The sequence below is a fragment of the Pseudoduganella sp. genome (assembly GCF_041914865.1).
GTDB lineage: Bacteria > Pseudomonadota > Gammaproteobacteria > Burkholderiales > Burkholderiaceae_D > Rugamonas.
In genome coordinates this window covers 64,762-86,038 of record NZ_JAYSCO010000016.1, presented here as the reverse complement: position 1 = coordinate 86,038, position 21,277 = coordinate 64,762, and the positions used below count along the sequence as shown (strand labels likewise).

At 66.2% G+C, this 21,277-nt stretch carries 18 protein-coding genes; 16 read left to right on the top strand and 2 right to left on the bottom strand.

The annotated features are described in order from the left end of the window. Positions 1 to 12: 12 nt before the first annotated feature. Positions 13 to 6,336 carry an Hpt domain-containing protein gene (locus ACE3TQ_RS10325; protein ID WP_374582050.1) on the top strand — a complete coding sequence of 2,108 codons (6,324 nt, stop codon included), beginning with the start codon at positions 13 to 15 and terminating at the stop codon, positions 6,334 to 6,336. A gap of 67 nt (positions 6,337 to 6,403) precedes the next feature. Here ACE3TQ_RS10325 and ACE3TQ_RS10320 read toward each other — a convergent pair whose 3' ends face one another. Continuing rightward, entirely contained in the window at positions 6,404 to 7,789 is a 1,386-nt protein-coding gene (locus tag ACE3TQ_RS10320) for a deoxyribodipyrimidine photo-lyase (protein WP_374582049.1), read from the bottom strand. Positions 7,790 to 7,973: 184 nt separating this feature from the next. Here ACE3TQ_RS10320 and ACE3TQ_RS10315 point away from each other — a divergent pair, with 184 nt between their 5' ends. From ACE3TQ_RS10315 to ACE3TQ_RS10285, 7 genes are read left to right on the top strand one after another with little or no spacing between them, the layout of a single operon-like run. Continuing rightward, complete coding sequence (locus tag ACE3TQ_RS10315) at positions 7,974 to 8,549, top strand: YqgE/AlgH family protein (protein WP_374582048.1); 576 nt, start codon at positions 7,974 to 7,976, stop codon at positions 8,547 to 8,549. After that, on the top strand, positions 8,542 to 8,940 hold the full coding sequence (gene ruvX, locus ACE3TQ_RS10310; RefSeq protein WP_342117169.1) for a Holliday junction resolvase RuvX: 399 nt from the start codon (positions 8,542 to 8,544) through the stop codon (positions 8,938 to 8,940). The genes ACE3TQ_RS10315 and ruvX overlap by 8 nt, the downstream gene beginning before the upstream one ends. After that, positions 8,927 to 9,448, top strand: coding sequence for a bifunctional pyr operon transcriptional regulator/uracil phosphoribosyltransferase PyrR (gene pyrR / locus ACE3TQ_RS10305; protein ID WP_374582047.1), 522 nt, complete (start codon positions 8,927 to 8,929; stop codon positions 9,446 to 9,448). Before ruvX ends, pyrR begins: the two co-directional genes overlap by 14 nt. After that, positions 9,441 to 10,406 (top strand): aspartate carbamoyltransferase catalytic subunit, encoded by a 966-nt coding sequence (locus tag ACE3TQ_RS10300; RefSeq protein ID WP_130310464.1) that lies wholly within the window; start codon positions 9,441 to 9,443, stop codon positions 10,404 to 10,406. The genes pyrR and ACE3TQ_RS10300 overlap by 8 nt, the downstream gene beginning before the upstream one ends. Positions 10,407 to 10,408: 2 nt before the next feature. Then, positions 10,409 to 11,713 (top strand): dihydroorotase, encoded by a 1,305-nt coding sequence (locus ACE3TQ_RS10295; RefSeq protein WP_374582046.1) that lies wholly within the window; start codon positions 10,409 to 10,411, stop codon positions 11,711 to 11,713. Further along, positions 11,694 to 12,506: a lysophospholipid acyltransferase family protein gene (locus tag ACE3TQ_RS10290; RefSeq protein ID WP_374582045.1), complete on the top strand. Its 813-nt coding sequence runs from the start codon at positions 11,694 to 11,696 to the stop codon at positions 12,504 to 12,506. The genes ACE3TQ_RS10295 and ACE3TQ_RS10290 overlap by 20 nt, the downstream gene beginning before the upstream one ends. Then, positions 12,503 to 12,982: a hypothetical protein gene (locus tag ACE3TQ_RS10285; protein ID WP_374582044.1), complete on the top strand. Its 480-nt coding sequence runs from the start codon at positions 12,503 to 12,505 to the stop codon at positions 12,980 to 12,982. Before ACE3TQ_RS10290 ends, ACE3TQ_RS10285 begins: the two co-directional genes overlap by 4 nt. 6 nt (positions 12,983 to 12,988) lie before the next feature. Here the strand turns inward: ACE3TQ_RS10285 and ACE3TQ_RS10280 are convergent, their stop codons facing one another. After that, positions 12,989 to 13,843, bottom strand: a complete 855-nt coding sequence (locus ACE3TQ_RS10280) for a symmetrical bis(5'-nucleosyl)-tetraphosphatase (RefSeq protein WP_374582043.1) — start codon at positions 13,841 to 13,843, stop codon at positions 12,989 to 12,991. 50 nt (positions 13,844 to 13,893) lie between these two features. Between ACE3TQ_RS10280 and rfbB the strand changes: the two genes are divergently transcribed. The 8 genes from rfbB to waaC all read left to right on the top strand — a co-directional run bounded on the left by rfbB (position 13,894) and on the right by waaC (position 21,277). Continuing rightward, positions 13,894 to 14,961 carry a dTDP-glucose 4,6-dehydratase gene (rfbB, locus tag ACE3TQ_RS10275; protein WP_374582042.1) on the top strand — a complete coding sequence of 356 codons (1,068 nt, stop codon included), beginning with the start codon at positions 13,894 to 13,896 and terminating at the stop codon, positions 14,959 to 14,961. Next, positions 14,961 to 15,860 carry a glucose-1-phosphate thymidylyltransferase RfbA gene (gene rfbA, locus ACE3TQ_RS10270; RefSeq protein WP_374582041.1) on the top strand — a complete coding sequence of 300 codons (900 nt, stop codon included), beginning with the start codon at positions 14,961 to 14,963 and terminating at the stop codon, positions 15,858 to 15,860. The genes rfbB and rfbA overlap by 1 nt, the downstream gene beginning before the upstream one ends. Further along, a complete protein-coding gene (rfbC, locus tag ACE3TQ_RS10265; protein WP_374582040.1) occupies positions 15,857 to 16,402 on the top strand; it encodes a dTDP-4-dehydrorhamnose 3,5-epimerase in 546 nt (181 codons plus the stop codon). Before rfbA ends, rfbC begins: the two co-directional genes overlap by 4 nt. Continuing rightward, on the top strand, positions 16,399 to 17,259 hold the full coding sequence (gene rfbD / locus ACE3TQ_RS10260; protein WP_374582039.1) for a dTDP-4-dehydrorhamnose reductase: 861 nt from the start codon (positions 16,399 to 16,401) through the stop codon (positions 17,257 to 17,259). The genes rfbC and rfbD overlap by 4 nt, the downstream gene beginning before the upstream one ends. Positions 17,260 to 17,433: 174 nt before the next feature. After that, the gene (locus ACE3TQ_RS10255) at positions 17,434 to 18,531 is read left to right on the top strand and encodes a glycosyltransferase (RefSeq protein WP_374582038.1); all 1,098 of its coding nucleotides are present in this window, start codon (positions 17,434 to 17,436) and stop codon (positions 18,529 to 18,531) included. A gap of 50 nt (positions 18,532 to 18,581) precedes the next feature. After that, a complete protein-coding gene (locus ACE3TQ_RS10250) occupies positions 18,582 to 18,896 on the top strand; it encodes an H-NS family nucleoid-associated regulatory protein (RefSeq protein WP_161025524.1) in 315 nt (104 codons plus the stop codon). A 36-nt stretch (positions 18,897 to 18,932) separates the two neighbouring features. After that, positions 18,933 to 20,312: a phosphomannomutase/phosphoglucomutase gene (locus ACE3TQ_RS10245; RefSeq protein ID WP_374582037.1), complete on the top strand. Its 1,380-nt coding sequence runs from the start codon at positions 18,933 to 18,935 to the stop codon at positions 20,310 to 20,312. Beyond that, entirely contained in the window at positions 20,312 to 21,277 is a 966-nt protein-coding gene (waaC, locus tag ACE3TQ_RS10240) for a lipopolysaccharide heptosyltransferase I (RefSeq protein ID WP_374582036.1), read from the top strand. Before ACE3TQ_RS10245 ends, waaC begins: the two co-directional genes overlap by 1 nt.

Genomic DNA, 21,277 nt, shown 5'->3' with positions numbered 1-21,277 from the left:
ATTATTGAATCTATGAGCAAACCTGATTTTTCCTTCACCGCCTTGCCGCAATACGACACCGGGCCGCTGTCCTGGGTCATGGGGGAAATCCGTGAAGCGCTGGCCCGTTCCCGCACGGCGCTGTTCGAGGCCGGCGGGCGTGACCCGGAAGATCAGACCACGGCGCTGATGCATGCCAAGTCCCACCTGCACCAGGCGCACGGCGCGCTGCAGATGGTGGACGTGGACGGCGTGGCGCTGCTCACCCAGCTGGCCGAAGTGGTGCTCGACCGCATGCGCGACGGCACCCTGAAGTGCACGCCGGACCACGCGCAGCTGCTGGCCAATATGTACCAGGCGCTGGTGGAATTCCTGGAGGAGCTGCTGGCCGGGGCGCCGTTCCAGCCGGTGCGCCTGTTCCCGTTTTTCCGCGATGTGCAGGACTTGCTGGGCATCGACCGCGTGCATCCGGCCGACCTGTTCTTCCCGGACGTGTCGCACGTGCCGGAACTGCCGTCCTCGTTGCCGGCAGCCGGTGCGCCAAGCGGCCCCCCCGATTACAAGGCCCTGCGCCAGCGCTATGAGCGCGCGTTGCTGCCGTACCTGAAGGCGGCCGACGCCGGTAGCCAGGCGATCCACGCGGCGGCGCTGCAGGCGGCCATCACCGATGTGGCGGACCAGCAGCGCGAGCAGAAGCCGCGCGTGTTCTGGCGCGCCATGCAGGCTTTCGCCGAGCTGGTGGTGGGCGGCCAGCAGGAAAGCAACCGTTATGTGAAGCAGCTCTTTGGCCTGATCAACCTGCAGCTGCGCCGCCTGTCGGCCGGCGAGCCGGACTTGCCGGACCATGTGCTGCGCGAGGCGCTGTTCTTCATCGCCTCCAACGACCCGGCCACCTTGCCGCCGCTGGCGCGCCAGCTGCGCGCCGGCTATGCGCTGGACGGCATGGTGCCGCACGATTTTGAAGGGCGCCGCTACGGCCGCATCGACGACGAGGCGCTGGCCGCCGCGCGCGACGGCATTGCGCAGGCGCGTTCCGCCTGGCAGCGCATGGAAGGGCAGGACGGCAACGCCGAGCTGGAAAACGAATTCGGCCAGGCGCTGGCCAAAGTGGCCGAGGCCAGCGACACGCTGGGCCTGGGCGCACTGGCGGCGCTGATGCGCCAGCTGGCGCAGGCGGCGCGCAATGTGGCCGGGGTCGGCCGCAGCGAAGCGCTGGGGCTGGAGATGGCCACGTCGCTGCTGTTCGCCGAGCATGGCATCACCCAGATCCGCCACCTGCCGGACGATTTCAACGTCCACGCCGACACCATTGCGGCGCGCCTGCAAGCCCTGCAGGCCGGCGGCGCGGCGCCGGAAGCGTCGCAGTGGCAGGGCAGCCTGGCGCGCCAGCTGCACGAAGACGACACCGTGGTGGCGCTGGCGCAGGAAATGAAGACCGGCTTGCGCCAGGTCGAAAAGGTGCTGGACGAGTATTACGCCGACCCGGCGCACCGCGCCGAGTTGGCCGACCTGGACAAGGTGCTGCACCAGCTGCATGGCGCCTGCGCCATCCTGGACCAGGACGATGCGATGAATGCGGCGGCCCATGTGCGGCTGGAAATCGGCCGCCTGGCGGCCGGCCATGCCGACCCGGCGCACGAAGCCAAGGCGCTGGACGAGATCGCGCAGAACGTCGGCGCGCTGGGCTTCTTCGTCGACATGCTGGGGCAGAACCCGGCCGGGGCGCGCGAGCGCTTCACTTTCGATCCGGCGCATGGCACTTTCCGTGCGGTGCCGTTCAAGAAGATCTCGGGGCCTGAGTCGATCCCGGTGCTGGAAGAAGCGCTGCCGGAGCCGGAAGCGGCGCCGGAGCCGGTACTGACCGCGCCCGTGCCGGAAGCCAGTCCGGCCGGCGACGAGGCGGTGGAGGCCGAACTGCTGGAGATCTTCATCGGCGAGGCGCAGGAAGTGCTGGCCTTTGTCGGCGAGACCCTGGCCCGTCCGCACAGCGAGATTTCCAGCGTCGAGACGCTGACCATGCTGCGCCGCTCCTTCCATACGCTGAAGGGCAGCAGCCGCATGGTGGGCCTGAACCGCTTTGGCGATGGCGCGCATGCAATCGAGAAGGTGATGAACCTGTGGCTGGCCGAGGAACGCGCCGGCAACGAGACCCTGTTTGACCTGCTCGATTATGCGAGCGCGGAAATGTCGGCATGGGTCGATGAACTGGTGGCTACCGGCCACTCGTCGCGCAGCGAAGTGCCGATCGTGGCCGCAGCCGCGCGCGTGCAGGATGGCGGCCCGTTCGAACATCCTGGCTCCACCGCCCAAACCGCCAAGCCGGCGGCAGAAGCTGCCCCTACACCATCTGAAGCTGCTGCCGCAGACGCAGGCGCCGCCAACGCAGATGCCGCTAACGCCGTCGCCGATGCCGTGGCCGCCGATGTCGACGCCGCCGATGCTGCTGCTGACGCCGACACCGCCGGCACTGCCGCCGCCGCCGACGCCGACACTGCCGCTGCCGCCGACGCCGACACCGCCGATACTGCCGCTGCCTCCGACGCCGACGTTGCCGACGTTGCCGACGTTGCCGACGACGCTGCCGCCGCAGCGCACGCTGATGCCGCTGCCGCCAGCGCGGAGGCCACCGACGTCGCCACTGATGCCGCCAGCGACACCGCTGCTGCCGATGCCGTCGCCACGGCTGATGATGCCGCTGCTGGCGCAAGCGGTGCGGCCGCCGCAGACGCCGACACCGGCGCCGCCGATGCGAACCCCGACACCGCCGCATTCGAGCTGGAGGAACTGACGCTCGACGCCCTGCCAGCTGAGGACGACACCCAAGCAGCCGCTGCGCTGGCAGAAGACGCGGCGCCCGCAGCCCGCCCAACGAACGTCATCGAATTCCCGAGCGCCACCGCGCCGGTGCCGCCCGTCCCGCCGGCGGACGACAATATGAAATTCGTGGGCCGCCTGGCGATCCCGCTCCCGCTGTACAACATCTACATGGCCGAAACCGACGAGCTGGTGCGCCTGCTGTCGCGCGATTTCGGCGAATGGCGCCACGAACAGCGCCCGGTCAACGCCGAAGCGCTGCAAGCCGTGCACACCCTGACCGGCACCTCCGGCACGGTAGGCTTCAAGCCGCTGCGCGAATTGTCGTATGCCCTGGAGACCACGCTGCAGCAGCTGCAGGCCCCGGCCCCGCAGCTGGACGCAAGCCAGCACGACCTGTTCGACTTCACCATTGAACGCATCCGGCAGATGCTGCAAAGCTTCGCCACCGGCGAACTGCCGCCCGAGCAACCGGAGTTGATCGAGGCGCTGCACAAGCTGCGCGACCAGCTGGCGCACCCGCCGGAAGCGGGCGAAGCGCTGGACGCGCGTCTCGACAGCATCGTCGGCGAAGCGCCGACCGAACAGCTGGAACAGCGCCTCGACGCGCTGTTCAGCGACACCTACCACAGCCTGATCGCCGACCCGCCGCCCGCGCCGGAACGCACGGTCAAGCCGAAGCAGGAAGTCGTCACCCAGGATGAGAACATCGACAACCTGTTCGACTCCGCCTTCGACGACGCCTTCGACGCCCCGGCACTGCAGCAAGCCGCGCCCGAAGCCGAAGGGCTGCACCTGGTACCGCCGGCCGCCGAAGCCATTGAAGTCATTGAAGCGGTCGAAGCTATCGAAGCCGGCGACAGCAGTGCTGAAGCTACCGAAGCGGTTGCCGCCAGCGACGTCACCGTCGAAGCAGCCGAACCGCTCGACGCCAGCGACGTCGCCGCCGAAGCCGACGCGTCCGCCGAGAGCGACGCTTCCGCCGAAGCCGAAGCCGAAGCCGCCGCCCTGCGCGCAGAGGAAGACGCCGCCGCCGCCGAAGCGGCAATCGAAGTGGACGCCATCGACGCCACCGCCCTGGCGGCCGGCGAAGCGATCGACGACGCAGTGGACCTCGACCACGCCTCGCCAAGCGAAGTGCAGGTGGTTGAACTGCAGGAAAGCCCGCACCTGCTGGGCGCCAGCCAGACCGACCTGCACGACGAGCTGGACCCCGACCTGCTGCCGGTCTTCCTGGAAGAGGGCGCCGACCTGCTGCCGCAGATTGGCGAAACCCTGCGCGCCTGGCATGCCAAGCCGAGCGATTTCAGCCACGCCCACAGCCTGCAGCGCGTGCTGCACACAGTAAAGGGCAGCGCCCGCATGGCCGGCGCCATGCGCCTCGGCCAGCACGCGCACGAGATCGAAACGCACATCGAAAACATGGTGCATGCGGGCAGCGCCTCGCAGCACTCGTTCGATGAGCTGATGGCGCACTACGACCACGCCCTGCTGCTGTTCGAGCAGCTGCAGAACCCGGAGGCTTACGCCGCCGCGATGGCCGCCGCGCAAGCCGCGGCGGAAGCGGAAAAGAGCGGCGCGCCTGCGCCGCAGCCGACCGACAGCGCGGCCAGCGTCACGCCATCGCTGTCCGCCCTGGCAGCGCGACTGGCCTCGAAGCCGGCGCCGGCGGCCAAGGCCGACGATGCCGACGCCGGCGCCAAGTCGCCGCTGGTGCGTGTGCGCGCCGACATCCTTGACCGCCTGGTGAACCAGGCCGGTGAAGTGTCGATCACCCGCTCGCGCCTGGAAAACGAAGTGGGCGCGCTGCGCACCGCCGTCTCCGACTTCAACGAAAACTTGAACCGCCTGCGCCGCCAGCTGCGCGAAGTCGAAATGCAGGCCGAATCGCAGATCGCCTCGCGCATGTCGATTGCCGGCGAACGCGAATTCGACCCGCTGGAGTTCGACCGCTTCACCCGCCTGCAGGAACTGACCCGCATGATGGCCGAATCGGTGAACGACGTGGCCTCCTTCCACGAAGGCCTGATCCGCTCCATCGACAGCGCCTCCGGCGACCTGGGCCAGCAAGCGCGCATGACGCGCGACCTGCAGCGCGACCTGATGCGCGTGCGCATGGTGCCGTTCAACAGCATCTCCGAGCGCCTGTTCCGCGTGGCGCGCCAGGGCGCCAAGGAAACCGACAAGCGCGTCAACCTCGACATCCGCGGCGGCGGCGTGGAAATGGACCGCAGCGTGCTGGAACGCATGGCCGCGCCGTTTGAACACCTGCTGCGTAACGCCATCGTGCACGGCATCGAGCCGCGCGAACAGCGCGTCGAGCACGGCAAGGGCGAGACCGGCGAACTGCTGGTGCAGGTCAGCCAGCAGGGCAACGAAGTGGTGCTGGAGTTCAGCGATGACGGCGCCGGCCTGGACCTGGAGCGCATCCGCGCCAAGGCGCGCAGCGTCGGCCTGCTGGCCGAGGGGCAGGAGATCAGCGATGCCGAAGCGGCCAACCTGATCTTCCAGCCTGGCTTCTCCACCGCCGACACGCTGACCGAACTGGCCGGCCGCGGCGTGGGCATGGACATTGTGCTGTCCGAGGCGCAGGCCCTGGGCGGCCGCGTGGAAACTTTCAGCGAGCCGGGCAAAGGCACGCGCTTCACCATCCGCCTGCCGCTGACGCTGGCGGTGACCCAGGTGGTGCTGATTTCCGCGGGCGGCCGCATCCACGCGGTGCCGGCCCTGATGGTGGAGCAGGTGCTGCAGATGAAGGAAGGCGCGCTGGCCGAGGCCACCGCCAAGGGCGCCGTGGTGCACCACGGCCAGCATATCGCGCTGCGCTACCTGGCCACCTTGCTGGGCGACGGCGAAGCGCGCCCGCTGCTGCAGCGTTCCTCGCCGGTGATGATGCTGCGTAACGGCGCCGACCGCGTCGCGCTGCACGTCGATGAAATCGTCGGCAACCGCGAGGTGGTGATCAAGAACATCGGCCCGCAGCTGTCGCGCATGCCCGGTATCGCCGGCGCTACCGTGCTCGGTTCGGGCGAGATCGTGCTGATCCTGAATCCGGTGGCCCTGCAGCTGCACGTGGCGCAGCATCCGGAACTGGCGCCGAAGACGGCCGCCACCCCGGCGCCGGCACCGGCCAGCCCGGATGGCGCCGAGGCGTCGGCGCCGAGCCGCGCCCACGGCACCATCATGGTGGTGGACGATTCGCTCACCGTGCGCAAGGTGACCCAGCGCCTGCTGGAGCGCGAGGGCTATCACGTCATGCTGGCGAAAGACGGCGTGGATGCGCTGGAGCAGATGCAGGATCGCCTGCCGGAGCTGATGCTGGTGGATATTGAAATGCCGCGCATGGACGGCTTCGACCTGACCCGCAACGTGCGCGGCGACGAGGCGACGCGCGAGATCCCGATCATCATGATCACTTCGCGTTCGGCGGACAAACACCGCAACTATGCGCTGCAGCTGGGCGTGAATGCCTACTTCGGCAAGCCGTTCCAGGAAGATATCCTGCTGGGGGCGATTGCCGGCTTGCTGCCGCAGCGCCGCTAAACGGCGGAAGAACCGGCAACCTGGAAACCAGGGTCCGACCCGCAGGGTCGTACCCTGGTTTTCTTGTTTATGCGGTTTTCACCACTGCGTAGCGTTCCAGCGTGCGCTTGCGCGCCTCGTCGTGCTCGACGATGGGCTTGCGCGGCAGGTGGATTTCCTTGGCCGACAGGCCGGCCAGCTGCGGCAGGTAGCGCTTGATGAATTTCCCTTCCGGGTCGAATTTCTGCGACTGCGTCACCGGGTTGAAAATCCGGAAGTAGGGCTGGGCGTCGCAGCCGGACGAGGAAGCCCACTGCCAGCCGCCGTTATTCGCCGCCAGGTCGAAGTCATTCAGGTGCAGCGCGAAGTAGGCCTCGCCCCAGCGCCAGTCGATGCCCAGGTCCTTGCACAGGAAGGACGCCGTCACCATGCGCAGGCGGTTGTGCATATAGCCGGTGCGGTTCAGCTGCAGCATGGCGGCGTCCACCAGCGGATAGCCGGTGCGGCCCTCGCACCAGGCGGCAAACAGCTCCTGCGCGTAAGGCCCGCTCTCCCATTCGATCTTGTCGTAGGCCGGCTTGAACGAGCCGCCCACCACATGCGGGTTGTGGTACAGGATCTGCATGTAGAACTCGCGCCAGATCAGCTCCGACAGCCAGACCGCGCCGCCTTCGCCGGCCGCGCCGCGCGCCGACATGGCCATCACCGTGCGCACCAGGTGGCGGATCGACACGGTGCCAAAGCGCAGGTGCAGCGACAGGTAGGACGGCCCCTTGATGGCCGGGTAGTCGCGCGCCACGCCGTAGTCGGCGATGCGGCCCAGGAAGTCGTCGAACAGCTGCGGCCCGTTGCCGATGCCCAGTTCGTGCAGGTTGGTGCGCTCGAAGCCGATGTCGGCCAGCGTGGGCAACTCGCTGCGGCCCGGCGCAAAGCGCCCGGGCTGGCGCGCGCTGCCCGGCTCCACCGTCCACGGCGCCAGCACCGACGGGTCGGCCTCCAGCTTGCGCAGCCAGGCGTTCTTGTAGGGCGTGAAGACGGAAAACGGGTTGCCTCCCTGGGTCAGCACCTCGTCGCGCTCGAACACCACCTGGTCCTTGAAGGTGCGCAGCTGGCGCCCGGCGGCGGCCAGCGCGCGCGCCACGGCCGCGTCGCGCGCGATGGCGGCCGGCTCATAATCGTGGTTGGCGTACACCACCTGCGCGTCGAGCTCGGCGGCCAGGGCCGGGATTGCCGTTTCGGCAAGGTCGTGCCGCACGATGAGGTGGCCACCGGCGGCTTCCAGCTCGGCGGCGAGGGCGGCCAGCGTGTCATGGATGAACTCCACCCGGCGGTCGGCGGCGGGCAGGGAATCCAGGATGGCGCGGTCAAAAATAAAGGCGCAGTAGACTGTTGCACCAGAGGCAAGTGCATGATGCAAGGCGGCGTGATCGAACAACCTTAGGTCACGGCGCAACCAGACGAGGGCGTTTTTCATGGCTGGATCGGCAATTCATAGTAAACTGTGGGTATATCCGGCAGTTGCAGCGCGGATATTACAGTAAAGAACTCTTAACAGTCCTGCATAGAGAGCAATCATGAAAAAAGTCAAATTGACCAGAAGCATGCCTGTGCCGGGATTGTTACCGGAAACTAGTGAACTGAAGGAGCTAAAGGCGCCTATGACTGCCCCTGCGCTCAACCTGGCGAATCACTTCCTGATCGCCATGCCATCCATGCAAGACCCGATCTTTGGCGGGACGGTCGTGTATGTATGCGAACACAATGAAAACGGCGTGCTGGGCGTCGTGATCAACAAGCCAACCGATATGACCATGGAAGTGCTGTTCGACCGGATCGACCTGGAAGTGTCGTCCGCCGCCGAACGCCACCTGGAATCCGAGCCGATCATGTTCGGCGGCCCGGTGCAGGACGACCGTGGTTTCGTGCTCCATACCCCGGGCGCGCACTATTCGTCCTCGCTGACGGTGACCAGCGATGTCGCCTTCACCACCTCCATCGACGTGCTGGAAGCCGTGGCGCGCGGCCACGGCCCGGAACGCATGATGGTGTCGATCGGCTACGCGGGCTGGAGCCCGGGCCAGCTGGAAGACGAGCTGGCGCGCAACGGCTGGCTGACCGTCGCCGCCGACCCGCGCATCGTGTTCGATGTGCCGATCGAGGAACGCTACAACGCCGCCATGAAACTGCTGGGCTTCGATCCGCTGATGCTCAATTCCGAAGCGGGTCATGCATAGTCCGGAAACTGTTTTAGGCTTCGACTTCGGCATTAAACGCATCGGTGTCGCAATGGGAAACACAATGATCGGCCAGGCCTCTCCCCTGGCCGTCATTCAATCCGCCGTCAACGATGTCCGCTTCGCCGAAATCAAGGCCCTGATCGATAAATGGGGGCCGACCAGGCTGATTGTGGGCCTGCCTTTCCACCCGGACGGGGCAGAGCACGAAATGACGGCGCGCTGCCGCAAATTCGCCAACCAGCTGAACGGCCGTTTCAACCTCCCTGTGGTGCTGGTCGACGAGCGCTACTCCTCCGCCATGATCGCCGCCAAGCGCGGCGAAATCATCGACGACCGCGCCGCCGCCATCATCCTGCAACAATACTTTGACGAATATGTCCCACACTGATCCCCAACAGCTGGACGCGGAAGCGCTGTACGCCAGCCTCCTCGAGCAGGTCAAGGCCGGCATCGCCGGCGCCAGCGAGCCGGCCATTGTCGGCATCCACTCCGGCGGCGCCTGGATTGCCGAGCGCCTGGCCAAAGACCTGGGCCTGAGCGCGCGCCTGGGCGTGCTCGATGTGTCGTTCTACCGCGACGATTACGCGAAAAAAGGCCTGCCGGCGGAAGTGAAACCAACCCATATCGGCTTCGACGTCACCGGCGCCAGCATCGTGCTGGTGGACGACGTGCTCTACACCGGCCGCACCACGCGCGCCGCCATCAACGAATTGTTCGACTACGGCCGCCCGGCGCGCATCATGCTCGCCGCCCTGGTGGACCGCGGCGAACGCCAGCTGCCGGTGGCCGCCGATTTCGTGGCGGCCCACACCCGCTGCGCGCCGGGCCAGGCGCTGCGCCTGGCGCAGGCCGGCGACGGAAAGTTTTCCCTGACTATTGAACAGAACCATGCTTAATCCGCAACTTAACAAACACGGCGAGCTTCAGCACCTGCTGACGACCGAGGGCCTGCCCAAGGCCATCATCAACCAGATCCTCGATACCGCCTCCTCGTTCGTGTCCGTCTCGGACCGCGAAGTGAAGAAGGTCCCGCTGATGCGCGGCAAAAGCGTGTTCAACCTGTTCTTCGAGAATTCCACCCGTACCCGCACCACCTTCGAGATCGCGGCCAAGCGCCTGTCGGCCGACGTGATCAACCTGAACATCGCGGCGTCCTCCGCCAGCAAGGGCGAGTCGCTGCTGGACACCATCGACAACCTGTCGGCCATGCACGCCGACATGTTCGTGGTGCGCCACTCGCAGTCGGGCGCACCGTACCTGATCGCCAAGCACCTGCAGGACACCAGGCAGAACCACGTGCACGTGGTGAACGCGGGCGACGGCCGCCACGCGCACCCGACCCAGGGCCTGCTGGACATGTACACCATCCGCCACTACAAGAAGGACTTCACCAACCTGCGCGTGGCCATCGTGGGCGACATCCTGCACAGCCGCGTGGCCCGTTCCGACATCCACGCCCTGACCACGCTGGGCGTGCCGGAAATCCGCGCCATCGGCCCGCATACCCTGCTGCCGGGCGGCCTGGAGCAGTTGGGCGTGCGCACCTTCACCAACATGGATGAGGGCTTGAAGGATGTGGACGTGATCATCATGCTGCGCCTGCAGAACGAGCGCATGAGCGGGGCGCTGCTGCCGTCCGCCGGCGAGTACTTCCGCGCCTACGGCCTGACGCCGGAGCGCCTGGCGCTGGCCAAGCCGGACGCCATCGTGATGCACCCGGGCCCGATGAACCGCGGCGTCGAAATCGATTCCGCCGTGGCCGACGGCCCGCAAGCGGTGATCCTGTCGCAGGTCACTTTCGGTATCGCAGTCCGCATGGCGGTGATGAGCATCCTGGCAGGCACGCAAGCATAAACATGAACGTACTTATCCAAAACGGCCGACTGATCGATCCGGCCAACAAGATCGATTCCAAGCAAGACCTGTACATCGTGGACGGCAAGGTGGCCGCCATCGGCAGCGCGCCGGCCGGCTTCAAGGCCGAGCGCACCATCGACGCCGCCGGCAAGGTGGTGGCGCCGGGCCTGGTCGACCTGTCGGCGCGCCTGCGCGAGCCGGGCTTTGAATACAAGGCCACGCTGAAATCGGAAATGCAGGCGGCAGTGCAGGGCGGCGTGACCTCCCTGGTGTGCCCGCCCGACACCGACCCGGTGCTGGACGAGCCGGGCCTGGTGGAAATGCTGAAGCACCGCGCGCGCGGCCTGAACCAGGCCCACGTGCACCCGCTGGGCGCGCTGACCCACGGCCTGAAGGGCGAAGCCCTGACCGAACTGGTGGAACTGACCGACGCCGGCTGCATCGGCTTCTCGCAGGCCGAGACCCCGATCCGGGACACCACCGTGCTGCAGCGCTGCATGCAGTACGCCGCCACCTTCGGCTTCACCATCTGGCTGCGCCCGCAGGACGCGTATATCGGCCGCGGCGGCGTGGCCCACAGCGGCCCGCTGGCGTCGCGCCTGGGTCTGTCCGGCGTGCCGGTGATGGCCGAGACCATCGCCCTGCACACGATCTTCGAACTGATGCGCGCCACCGGCGCCAAGGTCCACCTGTGCCGCATGTCGTCCGCCGCCGGCCTGGCGCTGGTGCGCGCCGCCAAGGCCGAAGGCCTGCCGGTAACCTGCGACGTCGGCGCGCACCACGTGCACCTGACCGACACCGACATCAACTTCTTCGACTCCAATTCGCGCGTCGACCCGCCATTCCGCACCCAGCGCGACCGCGACGCGATCCGCGCCGGCCTGCTGGACGGCACCATCGACGCCATGTGCTCCGACCACACCCCGTGCGACGACGATGAAAAGCTGCTGCCGTTCGGCGAAGCGTCGCCCGGCGCCACCGGCCTGGAACTGCTGCTGTCGCTGGCCATCAAGTGGGCCGACGACTACGCGGCGCCGCAAGGCAAGGACGATGCGCTGGCGCGCGCCATCGCCCGCGTGACCGCCGACGCCGCGCGCGTGGCCGGCCTGGCGCAAGCCGGCCAGCTGGGCGTGGGCAGCGTGGCCGATGTGGTGGTGTTCGACCCCGCCGCCCGCTGGACCGTGAGCGGCAGCGCCCTGGCCAGCCAGGGCAAGCACACGCCATTCCTCGGCTACGAGCTGGCAGGGCAGGTTGAGGCAACCATCGTGGCAGGGCATGTAGCGTATGAGCGCAAAGCCGGCTAAAAGGAACCTGGACTGGCGCCTGGTGCTGCGCATCGGGCGTATGGCAGTGCACCTGCTGGCCGGCATGGCGATTTGCGCCTTTGTGTTTCCCTTCATCGGGCCGGAAAAGCGCAACGTGCATGTGCGCCGCTGGTCGCGCCAGCTGCTGGCGATCTGCAATGTCAGCGTGCAGGTGGCGCAGGACAGCGCTGTGCCGCTGGAGCACGGCATGATCGTCTGCAACCACATTTCGTGGCTGGACATCTTCGTCATCAACGCCCTGTACCCGTGCCGTTTCGTGGCCAAGGCCGAGATCCGCGCCTGGCCGCTGGCCGGCTGGCTGGTGGCGCAGGCCGGCACCGTGTTCATCGCGCGCGGCAACAAGCGCGAGCTGCGCAATATCTTCAAGGGGCTGGTGCATGCCCTGCAGGATGGCCAGCGCGTGGCCTTCTTCCCGGAAGGCACCACGGCGGCGCAGGGCACCATCCTGCCGTTCCACGCCAACCTGTTCGAGGCGGCGGTGGATGGCAAGGTGCAGGTGCAGCCTTTCGCGCTATCCTATGTGGATGCGGTCGGCCAGCCGCACCCTTCGGTGGACTTTATCGGCGATATGACTTTCGTGCAAAGCGTGGTCAATATCCTGGACGGCAAACCGGTGCGGGCGCGCCTGTCCGTCTTGCCGCCGATGGAAGGCGAGGGCGCGCACCGGCGCGAACTGGCGGAAGCGGCGCATAATGCCATTGGCCGGGCGCTCGGCGTCCTGCCGCAGGCCGCCGCGCCGCAGGCGGAAACTTTACAGGAGCAATCAGCATGACCAGGATCAGTGTGCTGGCAGCCTGCCTGCTGTTGGCAGCGTGCAGCGGCGACTTGTTCGCCAACGCCAAAACCCTGCGCACGCAGGCGAGCGAAAGCCTGGCGCAGAAGAACTACGGCATTGCGATGGACAAGGCCTATGCCGCCACCTTGAAGTCGCCCAAGGACGCCGAGGGCTTCTTCCTGCTGGCCCAGGCCCAGGCGCAGCTGGGGCGCAAGAATGCCGCCATGGCTTCGCTGGAAACGGCCATCGCCAACGGCTTTACCGACGAGGAAGCGATCAAGGGCAACGTCAACCTGGCGCCGCTGCGCAATGCCGAAGCGTACAAGGAACTGATGGCGGCCAGCTTCACGCCGGCGCCGGGCGAAGGCGCGGCGCCAGCCGAAGGCGCCGCTGCGGCCGATGCCGCCAGCGGCGAGGCCAAGCCGGATGGCCAGCAGGCGCAGGCCGCGCCGGCATCCGCCCCGGCGCACTAAGGCGCGTCAGCGCGCTTTCTGCGCGCGGTACTCCGGGCAGTCCACCTGCAGCAGGCTGCGGTCGTCCAGGCAGACGGCCGACAGCTTGCCGCCCCACACGCAACCGCTGTCGAGCGCGATCAGCCCCGGCTTGATCTGCAAGCCCAGCGCCGACCAGTGGCCGAACACCACCGTGGTATCGGCCGTGCGCCGGCCCGGCACCTCGAACCAGGGCATCAGGCCGGAGGAAGGGTCGGCCGTCGCCGTTTCCTTCATCTTGAAATCCATCACCCCCTCGGCGCTGCAGAAGCGCATGCGCGTCAGCGCGTTGACGATGCAGCGCAGGCGCGCGGTGCCGTCCAGCGACTCGTCCCAGCGGTCGGGCTGGTTGCCGTACATATCGCGCAGGAACGCGACCCATTCCTCGCCGCGCAGCGCGGCTTCCACTTCGCCGGCCAGCGCCATGGTCTGCTGCGCCGTCCATTGCGGCAGCACGCCGCCGTGCACCAGCAGGTGGCCCTGGCGCATCAGCGCCATCGGACGCAGGCGCAGCCAGTGCAGCAGCGCCTCGCGGTCGGCGGCGGCCAGGATGTGTTCAATCGTGTCGGAACTCGATTCCGGGCGGATGCCGTTGGCCACCGCCAGCAAATGCAGGTCGTGGTTGCCCAGCACGGCGTCGATGCGGCCGTCGCTGCCCTGGCTCAGGGCTTGCACATAACGCAAGGTGGAGAGCGAGTCGGGGCCGCGGTTGATCAGGTCGCCGCAAAACAGGATGGCCGGCGGCTCGTTCCCTGCGGCATGTTCTGTTTCCAGGATCTTTTCAACAAGTGTTACAGTCTCGCCGTGGCAGCCCTGCAGGTCGCCCACTACATATGTTTTCATTTGGGATTATCAAATACAATCATGGTGTCATTTACTCGTAAGGATAACGCATGATTTTCGTCACTGGCGGTGCTGGTTTCATCGGTTCCAACTTCGTGCTGGACTGGCTGGCGCAATCGGATGAAGCCGTATTGAATTACGATAAGCTGACCTACGCCGGCAACCTGCAAAACCTGGCATCGCTGCAGGGCGATGCGCGCCATGTGTTTGTGCGCGGCGACATCTGCGACAAGGACCAGGTGCTGGCCCTGCTGCGCCAGCATAAACCGCGCGCGGTGGTGCACTTCGCGGCGGAATCGCACGTGGACCGTTCGATCCACGGGCCGGGTGAATTCATCCAGACCAATATCAACGGCACTTTCAGCCTGCTGGAAGCGGCGCGCGCCTACTGGAACGAACTGGACGACGCCGGCAAGGCCGCCTTCCGCTTCCTGCATGTTTCCACCGATGAGGTGTACGGCACCCTGGGCCCGGACGATGCGCCGTTCAGCGAAACCACGCCGTACGCGCCGAACAGCCCGTACAGCGCGTCCAAGGCCGCCTCCGACCACCTGGTGCGCTCCTACCACCATACCTACGGCTTCCCGACGCTGACCACCAATTGTTCGAATAACTACGGCCCTTACCATTTCCCGGAAAAGCTGATCCCGCTGATGATCGCCAACGCGCAAGCCGGCAAGGCGCTGCCGATCTATGGCGACGGCCAGCAGATCCGCGACTGGCTGTACGTGAGCGACCATTGCACCGCGATCCGCCGCGTGCTGGCGGAAGGGCGCCTGGGCGAAACGTACAACGTCGGCGGCTGGAACGAGAAGGCCAACCTGGATGTGGTGCATACGCTGTGCGACATCCTCGATGCGCTCAAGCCGAAAGCCGACGGCAGCAGCTACCGCAGCCAGATCACCTATGTGAAGGACCGCCCCGGCCACGACCGCCGCTACGCCATCGACGCGCGCAAGCTGGAGCGCGAGCTGGGCTGGAAACCGGCCGAGACTTTCGAAACCGGCATCCGCAAGACCGTGCAGTGGTACCTGGACAACCCGCAGTGGGTGGCGGACGTGCAGTCCGGCGCCTACGCCAAATGGGTCGAGACCAACTACAACAACCGGGAGCAATAATGAATCCTGTCAGCGACCGCAAGGGCATCATCCTGGCCGGCGGCTCGGGCACGCGCCTGTACCCGATCACCAAGGCGGTATCGAAGCAGCTGCTGCCGATCCACGACAAACCGATGATCTACCATCCGCTGACGGTGCTGATGCTGGCCGGCATGCGCGATATCCTGATCATCTCCACCCCGCAGGATACGCCGCGCTTCCAGGAGCTGCTGGGCGACGGCAGCCAGTGGGGCATCAAGCTGTCGTACGCGGTGCAGCCGTCGCCGGACGGCCTGGCGCAAGCCTTCATCATCGGCAAGGAATTCGTGGGCGACAACCCGTCGGCCCTGATCCTGGGCGACAACATCTTCTACGGTAACGACCTGGACGCCATGCTGCGCAGCGCCGCCGAGCGCGCCGACGGCGCCACCGTGTTCGCCTACCACGTGACCGATCCGGAACGCTACGGCGTGGTGGAGTTCGACGATGAGCGGCGCGCGCTGACCATCGAGGAAAAGCCGGCCGTGCCGAAATCGAACTACGCCGTCACCGGCCTGTACTTCTACGACACCGGCGTGTGCGACATCGCCGCCAACATCAAGCCGTCCGCGCGCGGCGAGCTGGAAATCACCGATGTCAACCGCGCCTACCTGGAAGCGGGCAAGCTGAAGGTGGAGCTGATGGGGCGCGGCATGGCCTGGCTCGACACCGGCACCCACGATTCGCTGCTGGACGCGTCGCAGTTCATCGCCACCATCGAGCGCCGGCAAGGCCTGAAAGTGGCCTGCCCGGAAGAGATCGCCTACCGCAAAGGCTATATCGACGCCGCCCAGCTGCGCCAGCTGGCCGAACCGCTGAAGAAGAACGGCTACGGCCAATACCTGCTGCGCATCCTTGAAGACAAAGTGATCAACCGATGAAAGTATTGCCTACCCCGATCGAGGGCTTGCTGGTGATCGAGCCGACCGTGTTCGGCGACGAGCGCGGCTTCTTCTACGAGAGTTTCAATGCGCGCCGTTTCGAAGAACTGACCGGTGTGCGCACCGAGTTCGTGCAGGACAACCATTCGCGCTCGGCCAAAGGCGTGCTGCGCGGCCTGCATTACCAGGTGCAGCAGTCGCAGGGCAAGCTGGTGCGCGTGACCACCGGCGCCGTGTTCGATGTGGCGGTCGACTTGCGCAAGTCCTCGCCGACGTTTGGCCAGTGGTATGGGCTGGAGCTGTCGGCCGAGAACAAGCGCCAGTTGTGGATCCCGGCCGGCTTCGGCCACGGTTTCGTGGTCACCAGCGACGTTGCCGAATTCCTGTACAAGACCACCGACTACTACGCGCCGGCGCATGAGCGCAGCGTGATCTGGAACGACCCTGCCATCGGCATTGAATGGCCGCTGGATGGCGAACCCCTGCTGTCGGCCAAGGACAAGGCCGGCCTGCCGCTGGCGGAGGCCGAAGTATTCCCATGAAAATCCTGTTGACGGGCGCCAGCGGCCAGGTCGGCCATGAACTGGAGCGCAGCCTGCAAGGCCTGGGCCAGGTGGTGGCGGTGGACCGCCGCCGCATGCCGCTCGACCAGCTGGACCTGGTGCGCCAGGTGATCCGCGAAGAGCAGCCGCAGCTGATCGTCAACCCGGCCGCCTACACGGCGGTGGACCAGGCGGAAAGCGAGCCGCAGCTGGCGCAGCGCATCAACGCCGAAGCACCGGCCGTGATGGCGGAGGAGGCCAAACGCCTGGGCGCCGCCCTGGTCCACTATTCAACCGATTATGTCTTCCCCGGCGACCAGCCCGGCGCGCGGCGCGAGGGTGACGCCACCGGCCCGGCCAATGTGTACGGCGCCAGCAAGCTGGCCGGCGAACAGGCCATCATCGCCTCCGGCGTGGCGCACCTGATTTTCCGCACCAGCTGGGTGTACGGCATGCGCGGCAAGAACTTCCTGCTCACCATGCTGCGCCTGGCGCAGGAGCGCGAGGAGCTGCGCGTGGTGGCCGACCAGCATGGCGCCCCGACCTGGAGCCGCACCATTGCCGACAGCACGGCCCTGGTGCTGGCGCAGGCGCGCGGCGGCGGCGAGCGCTGGTGGCAGGACAACGGCGGCATCTACCACCTGGCCAGCCAGGGCGAAACCACCTGGCACGGCTTTACCGAAGCGATCCTGGCGCAGGCCGGCATCGATTGCCGCCTGGTGCCGATCGCCTCGTCCGAATACCCGGTGCCGGCCCGGCGGCCGCAGTATTCGGTGCTCGATTCCGGAAAATTGATGGGACGCTTCTGCAATTTGCCGACATGGCAAGAGTCTTTGCGTTTATGCATGAGTAGCTGAATAGTTCAGAAAGGTATCAATTGGTAAGTAAATGCCGATGGCGCAACGCCCTCGGCTAGAATTTCCCGTCGGCCCGCATGAATCCGGTACAATCGCCCGGTTAGCGCGCGGGCAATCTTTCTTGCTGCGCTGCGCTTAGAACCAGCGGCTGGCTCCCTATACTGATAAGAACAAATGTTTTCCTTCCTCGTGAGCTTTGTCGCGTCTGCACTGTTGACCCTGTGGGTCATCAAGGAAGTGCGGCTGCATGGCCCTGCGCTGGACACTGATTTCCTCGGCGTACAAAAGGTGCACGTGCACCACGTGGCCCGCATCGGCGGCCTGTCCATCTTCCTGGCGGTGGCGCTGAGCGCCTGCATTTCCGTGTGGCGCGTGCCGGCCATGACCAGCTGGATGCTGTCGCTCATGGTGTGCGCCCTGTTTGCCTTTGCCGGCGGCATTGTCGAAGACTACACAGGCAAGGTCAGCGCCACGCGCCGCCTGCTGCTGACCATGTTCGCCGCCTTGCTCGGCTATTTCCTGCTCGATGCGCGCATCGACCGTATCGACTGGCTCACATCGGCCTGGCCGCTGCCGTACTTGTGGCTGACCTTGCCGCTCACGGTGCTGGCCGTGGCCGGGATCGCCAATGCCATTAATATCATCGACGGTTTCAATGGCCTGGCCAGCGTGGTCACCATTTGCATGCTGTTGTCGCTCGGTTATGTCGCGCTGCAGGTCAATGATATGTTCGTGCTGGTGGCAGCGCTGATGGTGGCGGGCGCCACCGCCGGTTTCCTGATTTGGAATTACCCGGTCGGCCTGATTTTCCTGGGCGATGGCGGCGCTTACTTTATTGGCTTTATGCTGGGCGAATTGGCGCTGCTGCTGGTAATGCGCAATCCCCAAGTTTCTACCTGGTATGCGGTATTGCTATTAATATATCCCGCCTTTGAAACCCTGTTCAGTGTTTATCGCCGCCTGTTTATCCGCGGGAAATCGCCCGCCATGCCGGATGGTATCCACCTGCATAGCCTGATTTTCCGGCGCGTGGTGCAGTGGGCCGTCGGCCGCAAGGATGCGCGCGCCCTGGTGCGGCGCAATTCGCTGACCTCGCCTTACCTGTGGATGTTTTCGCTGATGGCGGTGATTCCCGCCACCGTGTTCTGGCGCTATACCTGGGTCCTGATCCTGTTCTGCCTGTTATTTATTGCGAGTTATGTCTGGCTTTATGTGCGGATCGTCCGATTTAAAGCGCCGCGCTGGATGATTCGACATAAGAAAAGCCATTGACCGGATTTCGTGTATATTGCAATACGTCGAACCCAATAAAGGATAGGAATATGGATCTGTCGAATATGTCGTCCCCTGAATTGCGCAATCTGCAGGAGCAGATTAAGCGTGAATTAAAACAGCGTGAAGGCCAGGACAAGCAGAAAGCGCGGGAACAGATCTTTGCCATCGCCCAGCAAGTCGGCCTGCCGCTGAAGGATTTGCTGATCGGCTATCCGGGCACCCGCAACAAGGGCGGCAAGGTCGAGGCGCGCTACCGCAACCCGGCCAATGCGGCCGAACAGTGGACCGGCCGTGGCCGCCAGCCGAAATGGGTCAAGGACTGGGTCGACGGCGGCAAGCCGCTGGACGGCCTGCGCATCTGACCCGCCCCTATCTTCAACCTACGTTTTTGTATTTCTATGGTCGCTCTCTCCAAATCCATCTTCAAAGCTTACGATATCCGCGGCATCATCGGTAAAACGCTGGACGCCGGCGTTGCCCGTTCGATCGGCCATGCCTTCGGCATGGCGGCCGTCGCCAAGGGAGAGCGCAGTGTCGTGATCGGCCGCGATGGCCGCCTGTCGGGCCCGGAACTGATCGCCGCCCTGGCGCAGGGCCTGCAGGCCGCCGGCGTGGACGTGATCGACCTGGGCGTGGTGGCCACGCCGATGGTGTACTTCGGCACCCAGGTGCTGGATACCCGTTCCGGCATCATGGTCACCGGCAGCCATAATCCGCCGGACTACAACGGCTTCAAGATGGTGCTGAAGGGCGAGGCGATCCACGGCGAGGCGATCACCGCGCTGTACCACGCGATCGAAGCGGGCCTGCTGCCGGCGGCCACGCCGGGCCAGTACGGCACGCACGATATCCGCGCCCAGTACCTGCAGCGCATCATCGGCGACGTGAAGATCGCGCGCCCGATCAAGATCGCGGTCGACTGCGGCAACGGCGTGGCCGGCGCCTTCGCGGGCGACCTGTACCGCGGCATGGGCTGCGAGGTGGTCGAACTGTTCTGCGAAGTGGACGGCACCTTCCCCAACCACCACCCGGACCCGGCGCACCCGGAAAACCTGCAGGACCTGGTCAAGGCGCTGCAGGACACCGACGCCGAAATCGGCCTGGCCTTCGACGGCGACGGCGACCGCCTGGGCATCGTCACCAAGGACGGCCAGATCATCTACCCTGACCGCCAGATGATGCTGTTCGCCGAAGACGTGCTGTCGCGTAACCCGGGCGCGGAAATCCTGTACGACGTGAAGTGCACGCGCCACCTGGCGCCTTACATCGAGAAGGCCGGCGGCAAGCCGCTGATGTACAAGACCGGCCACTCGCTGGTGAAGGCCAAGCTGAAGGAAACTGGCGCCCCGCTGGGCGGCGAGATGAGCGGCCATATCTTCTTCAAGGACCGCTGGTACGGTTTCGACGACGGCCTGTACGCCGGCGCGCGCATGCTGGAGATCCTGACCAGGCACGCCGACCCTTCCGCGCTGCTGAACGCGCTGCCCAAGTCGGACAGCACGCCGGAACTGCACCTGCACCTGAACGAAGGCGAGAACTTCGCGCTGATGGCCAAGCTGGTGGCCGACGCCAAATTCCCTGGCAATGAGCGCATCATCGATATCGACGGCCTGCGCGTGGAATACGCCGACGGCTTCGGCCTGGCGCGCTCGTCCAACACCACGCCGGTGATCGTGATGCGCTTCGAGGCCGAATCGCCGGCCGCGCTGGCGCGCATCCAGGGCCAGTTCCGCGACGTGATCCTGGCTGCCAAGCCCGACGCGCAGCTGCCGTTCTGATGAATATCCTCCTGGTCCGCGTCTCCTCGCTGGGAGACGTGTTGCACAATATGCCCATCGTGGCCGACATCAAGCGCCACTTCCCGGATGCGAACATCGACTGGGTGGTGGAGGAGGGCTATGTCAGCCTGGTGCGCCTGAACCCGATGGTGCGCAATATCCTGCCATGGGGCCTGCGCCGCTGGCGCAAGAACCTGCGCAGCAAGGAAGTGCGCAACGAAGTCGGCGAATTCTTCAGCAAGCTGCGCGAAGTGCAGTACGACTATGTGTTCGACACCCAGGGCTTGCTCAAGACCGGCGTGATCATGGGCGCTGCGCGCGGCAAGCACAAGGTCGGCCTGGCCAACGGCAGCGAAGGCTCGGGCTACGAAGGCATTTCGCGCATCTTCCACAGCAAGAGCATCCCGACCCACCCGCGCACGCACGCGGTGGCGCGCGGCCGCCTGGTGGTGGGCGCGGCGCTCGGCTTCAATGTCGACTATCCGGCCGACTTCGGCCTGCCGGAAGTGCCGGCCAGCGAACCGCGCCCGGAGTGGATGGGCGCCGCCCCGTATGCGGTGTTCTTCCACGGCACGGCGCGCGACGCCAAGAAGTGGGCGCCGGCCAACTGGATAGCGCTGGGCCAGGCGCTGGCGCCGATGCCGGTGCTGCTGCCCTGGGGCTCGGACAAGGAAAAGGCGGAGGCCGAGGCGCTGGCCGCCGCCATCCCGAACGCGCGCGTGCTGCCCAGGCTGTCGATGGCCGACGCCGTCATGCTGGCGCGCCGCGCCGACCTGGCGGTGGGCGTGGACACGGGCCTGACCCACATCGCCGCCGCCTTCTCGCGCCCGGTGGTGGAAATCTACGCCGACTCGCCGCGCTGGAAGACCGAGGGCAACTGGTCGCCGCGCATCATCAACCTGGGCGACAAAGGCGCGCCGCCCGGCGTGGCCGAAGTGCTGGCCGCGGCCCGGAGCCTGCTCTGA

What these genes read in the sequence shown, in the direction of transcription:
- ACE3TQ_RS10300 (WP_130310464.1), top strand. Translation starts at nt 9,441, where the DNA reads ATGCTTAATCCGCAACTTAACAAACACGGCGAGCTTCAGCACCTGCTG.
- ACE3TQ_RS10320 (WP_374582049.1), bottom strand. Translation starts at nt 7,789, where the DNA reads ATGAAAAACGCCCTCGTCTGGTTGCGCCGTGACCTAAGGTTGTTCGAT.
- ACE3TQ_RS10325 (WP_374582050.1), top strand. Translation starts at nt 13, where the DNA reads ATGAGCAAACCTGATTTTTCCTTCACCGCCTTGCCGCAATACGACACC.
- waaC (WP_374582036.1), top strand. Translation starts at nt 20,312, where the DNA reads ATGAATATCCTCCTGGTCCGCGTCTCCTCGCTGGGAGACGTGTTGCAC.
- rfbA (WP_374582041.1), top strand. Translation starts at nt 14,961, where the DNA reads ATGAATCCTGTCAGCGACCGCAAGGGCATCATCCTGGCCGGCGGCTCG.
- ACE3TQ_RS10295 (WP_374582046.1), top strand. Translation starts at nt 10,409, where the DNA reads ATGAACGTACTTATCCAAAACGGCCGACTGATCGATCCGGCCAACAAG.
- pyrR (WP_374582047.1), top strand. Translation starts at nt 8,927, where the DNA reads ATGTCCCACACTGATCCCCAACAGCTGGACGCGGAAGCGCTGTACGCC.
- rfbB (WP_374582042.1), top strand. Translation starts at nt 13,894, where the DNA reads ATGATTTTCGTCACTGGCGGTGCTGGTTTCATCGGTTCCAACTTCGTG.
- ruvX (WP_342117169.1), top strand. Translation starts at nt 8,542, where the DNA reads ATGCATAGTCCGGAAACTGTTTTAGGCTTCGACTTCGGCATTAAACGC.
- ACE3TQ_RS10280 (WP_374582043.1), bottom strand. Translation starts at nt 13,843, where the DNA reads ATGAAAACATATGTAGTGGGCGACCTGCAGGGCTGCCACGGCGAGACT.
- ACE3TQ_RS10285 (WP_374582044.1), top strand. Translation starts at nt 12,503, where the DNA reads ATGACCAGGATCAGTGTGCTGGCAGCCTGCCTGCTGTTGGCAGCGTGC.
- rfbC (WP_374582040.1), top strand. Translation starts at nt 15,857, where the DNA reads ATGAAAGTATTGCCTACCCCGATCGAGGGCTTGCTGGTGATCGAGCCG.
- ACE3TQ_RS10255 (WP_374582038.1), top strand. Translation starts at nt 17,434, where the DNA reads ATGTTTTCCTTCCTCGTGAGCTTTGTCGCGTCTGCACTGTTGACCCTG.
- ACE3TQ_RS10290 (WP_374582045.1), top strand. Translation starts at nt 11,694, where the DNA reads ATGAGCGCAAAGCCGGCTAAAAGGAACCTGGACTGGCGCCTGGTGCTG.
- ACE3TQ_RS10245 (WP_374582037.1), top strand. Translation starts at nt 18,933, where the DNA reads ATGGTCGCTCTCTCCAAATCCATCTTCAAAGCTTACGATATCCGCGGC.
- ACE3TQ_RS10315 (WP_374582048.1), top strand. Translation starts at nt 7,974, where the DNA reads ATGACTGCCCCTGCGCTCAACCTGGCGAATCACTTCCTGATCGCCATG.
- rfbD (WP_374582039.1), top strand. Translation starts at nt 16,399, where the DNA reads ATGAAAATCCTGTTGACGGGCGCCAGCGGCCAGGTCGGCCATGAACTG.
- ACE3TQ_RS10250 (WP_161025524.1), top strand. Translation starts at nt 18,582, where the DNA reads ATGGATCTGTCGAATATGTCGTCCCCTGAATTGCGCAATCTGCAGGAG.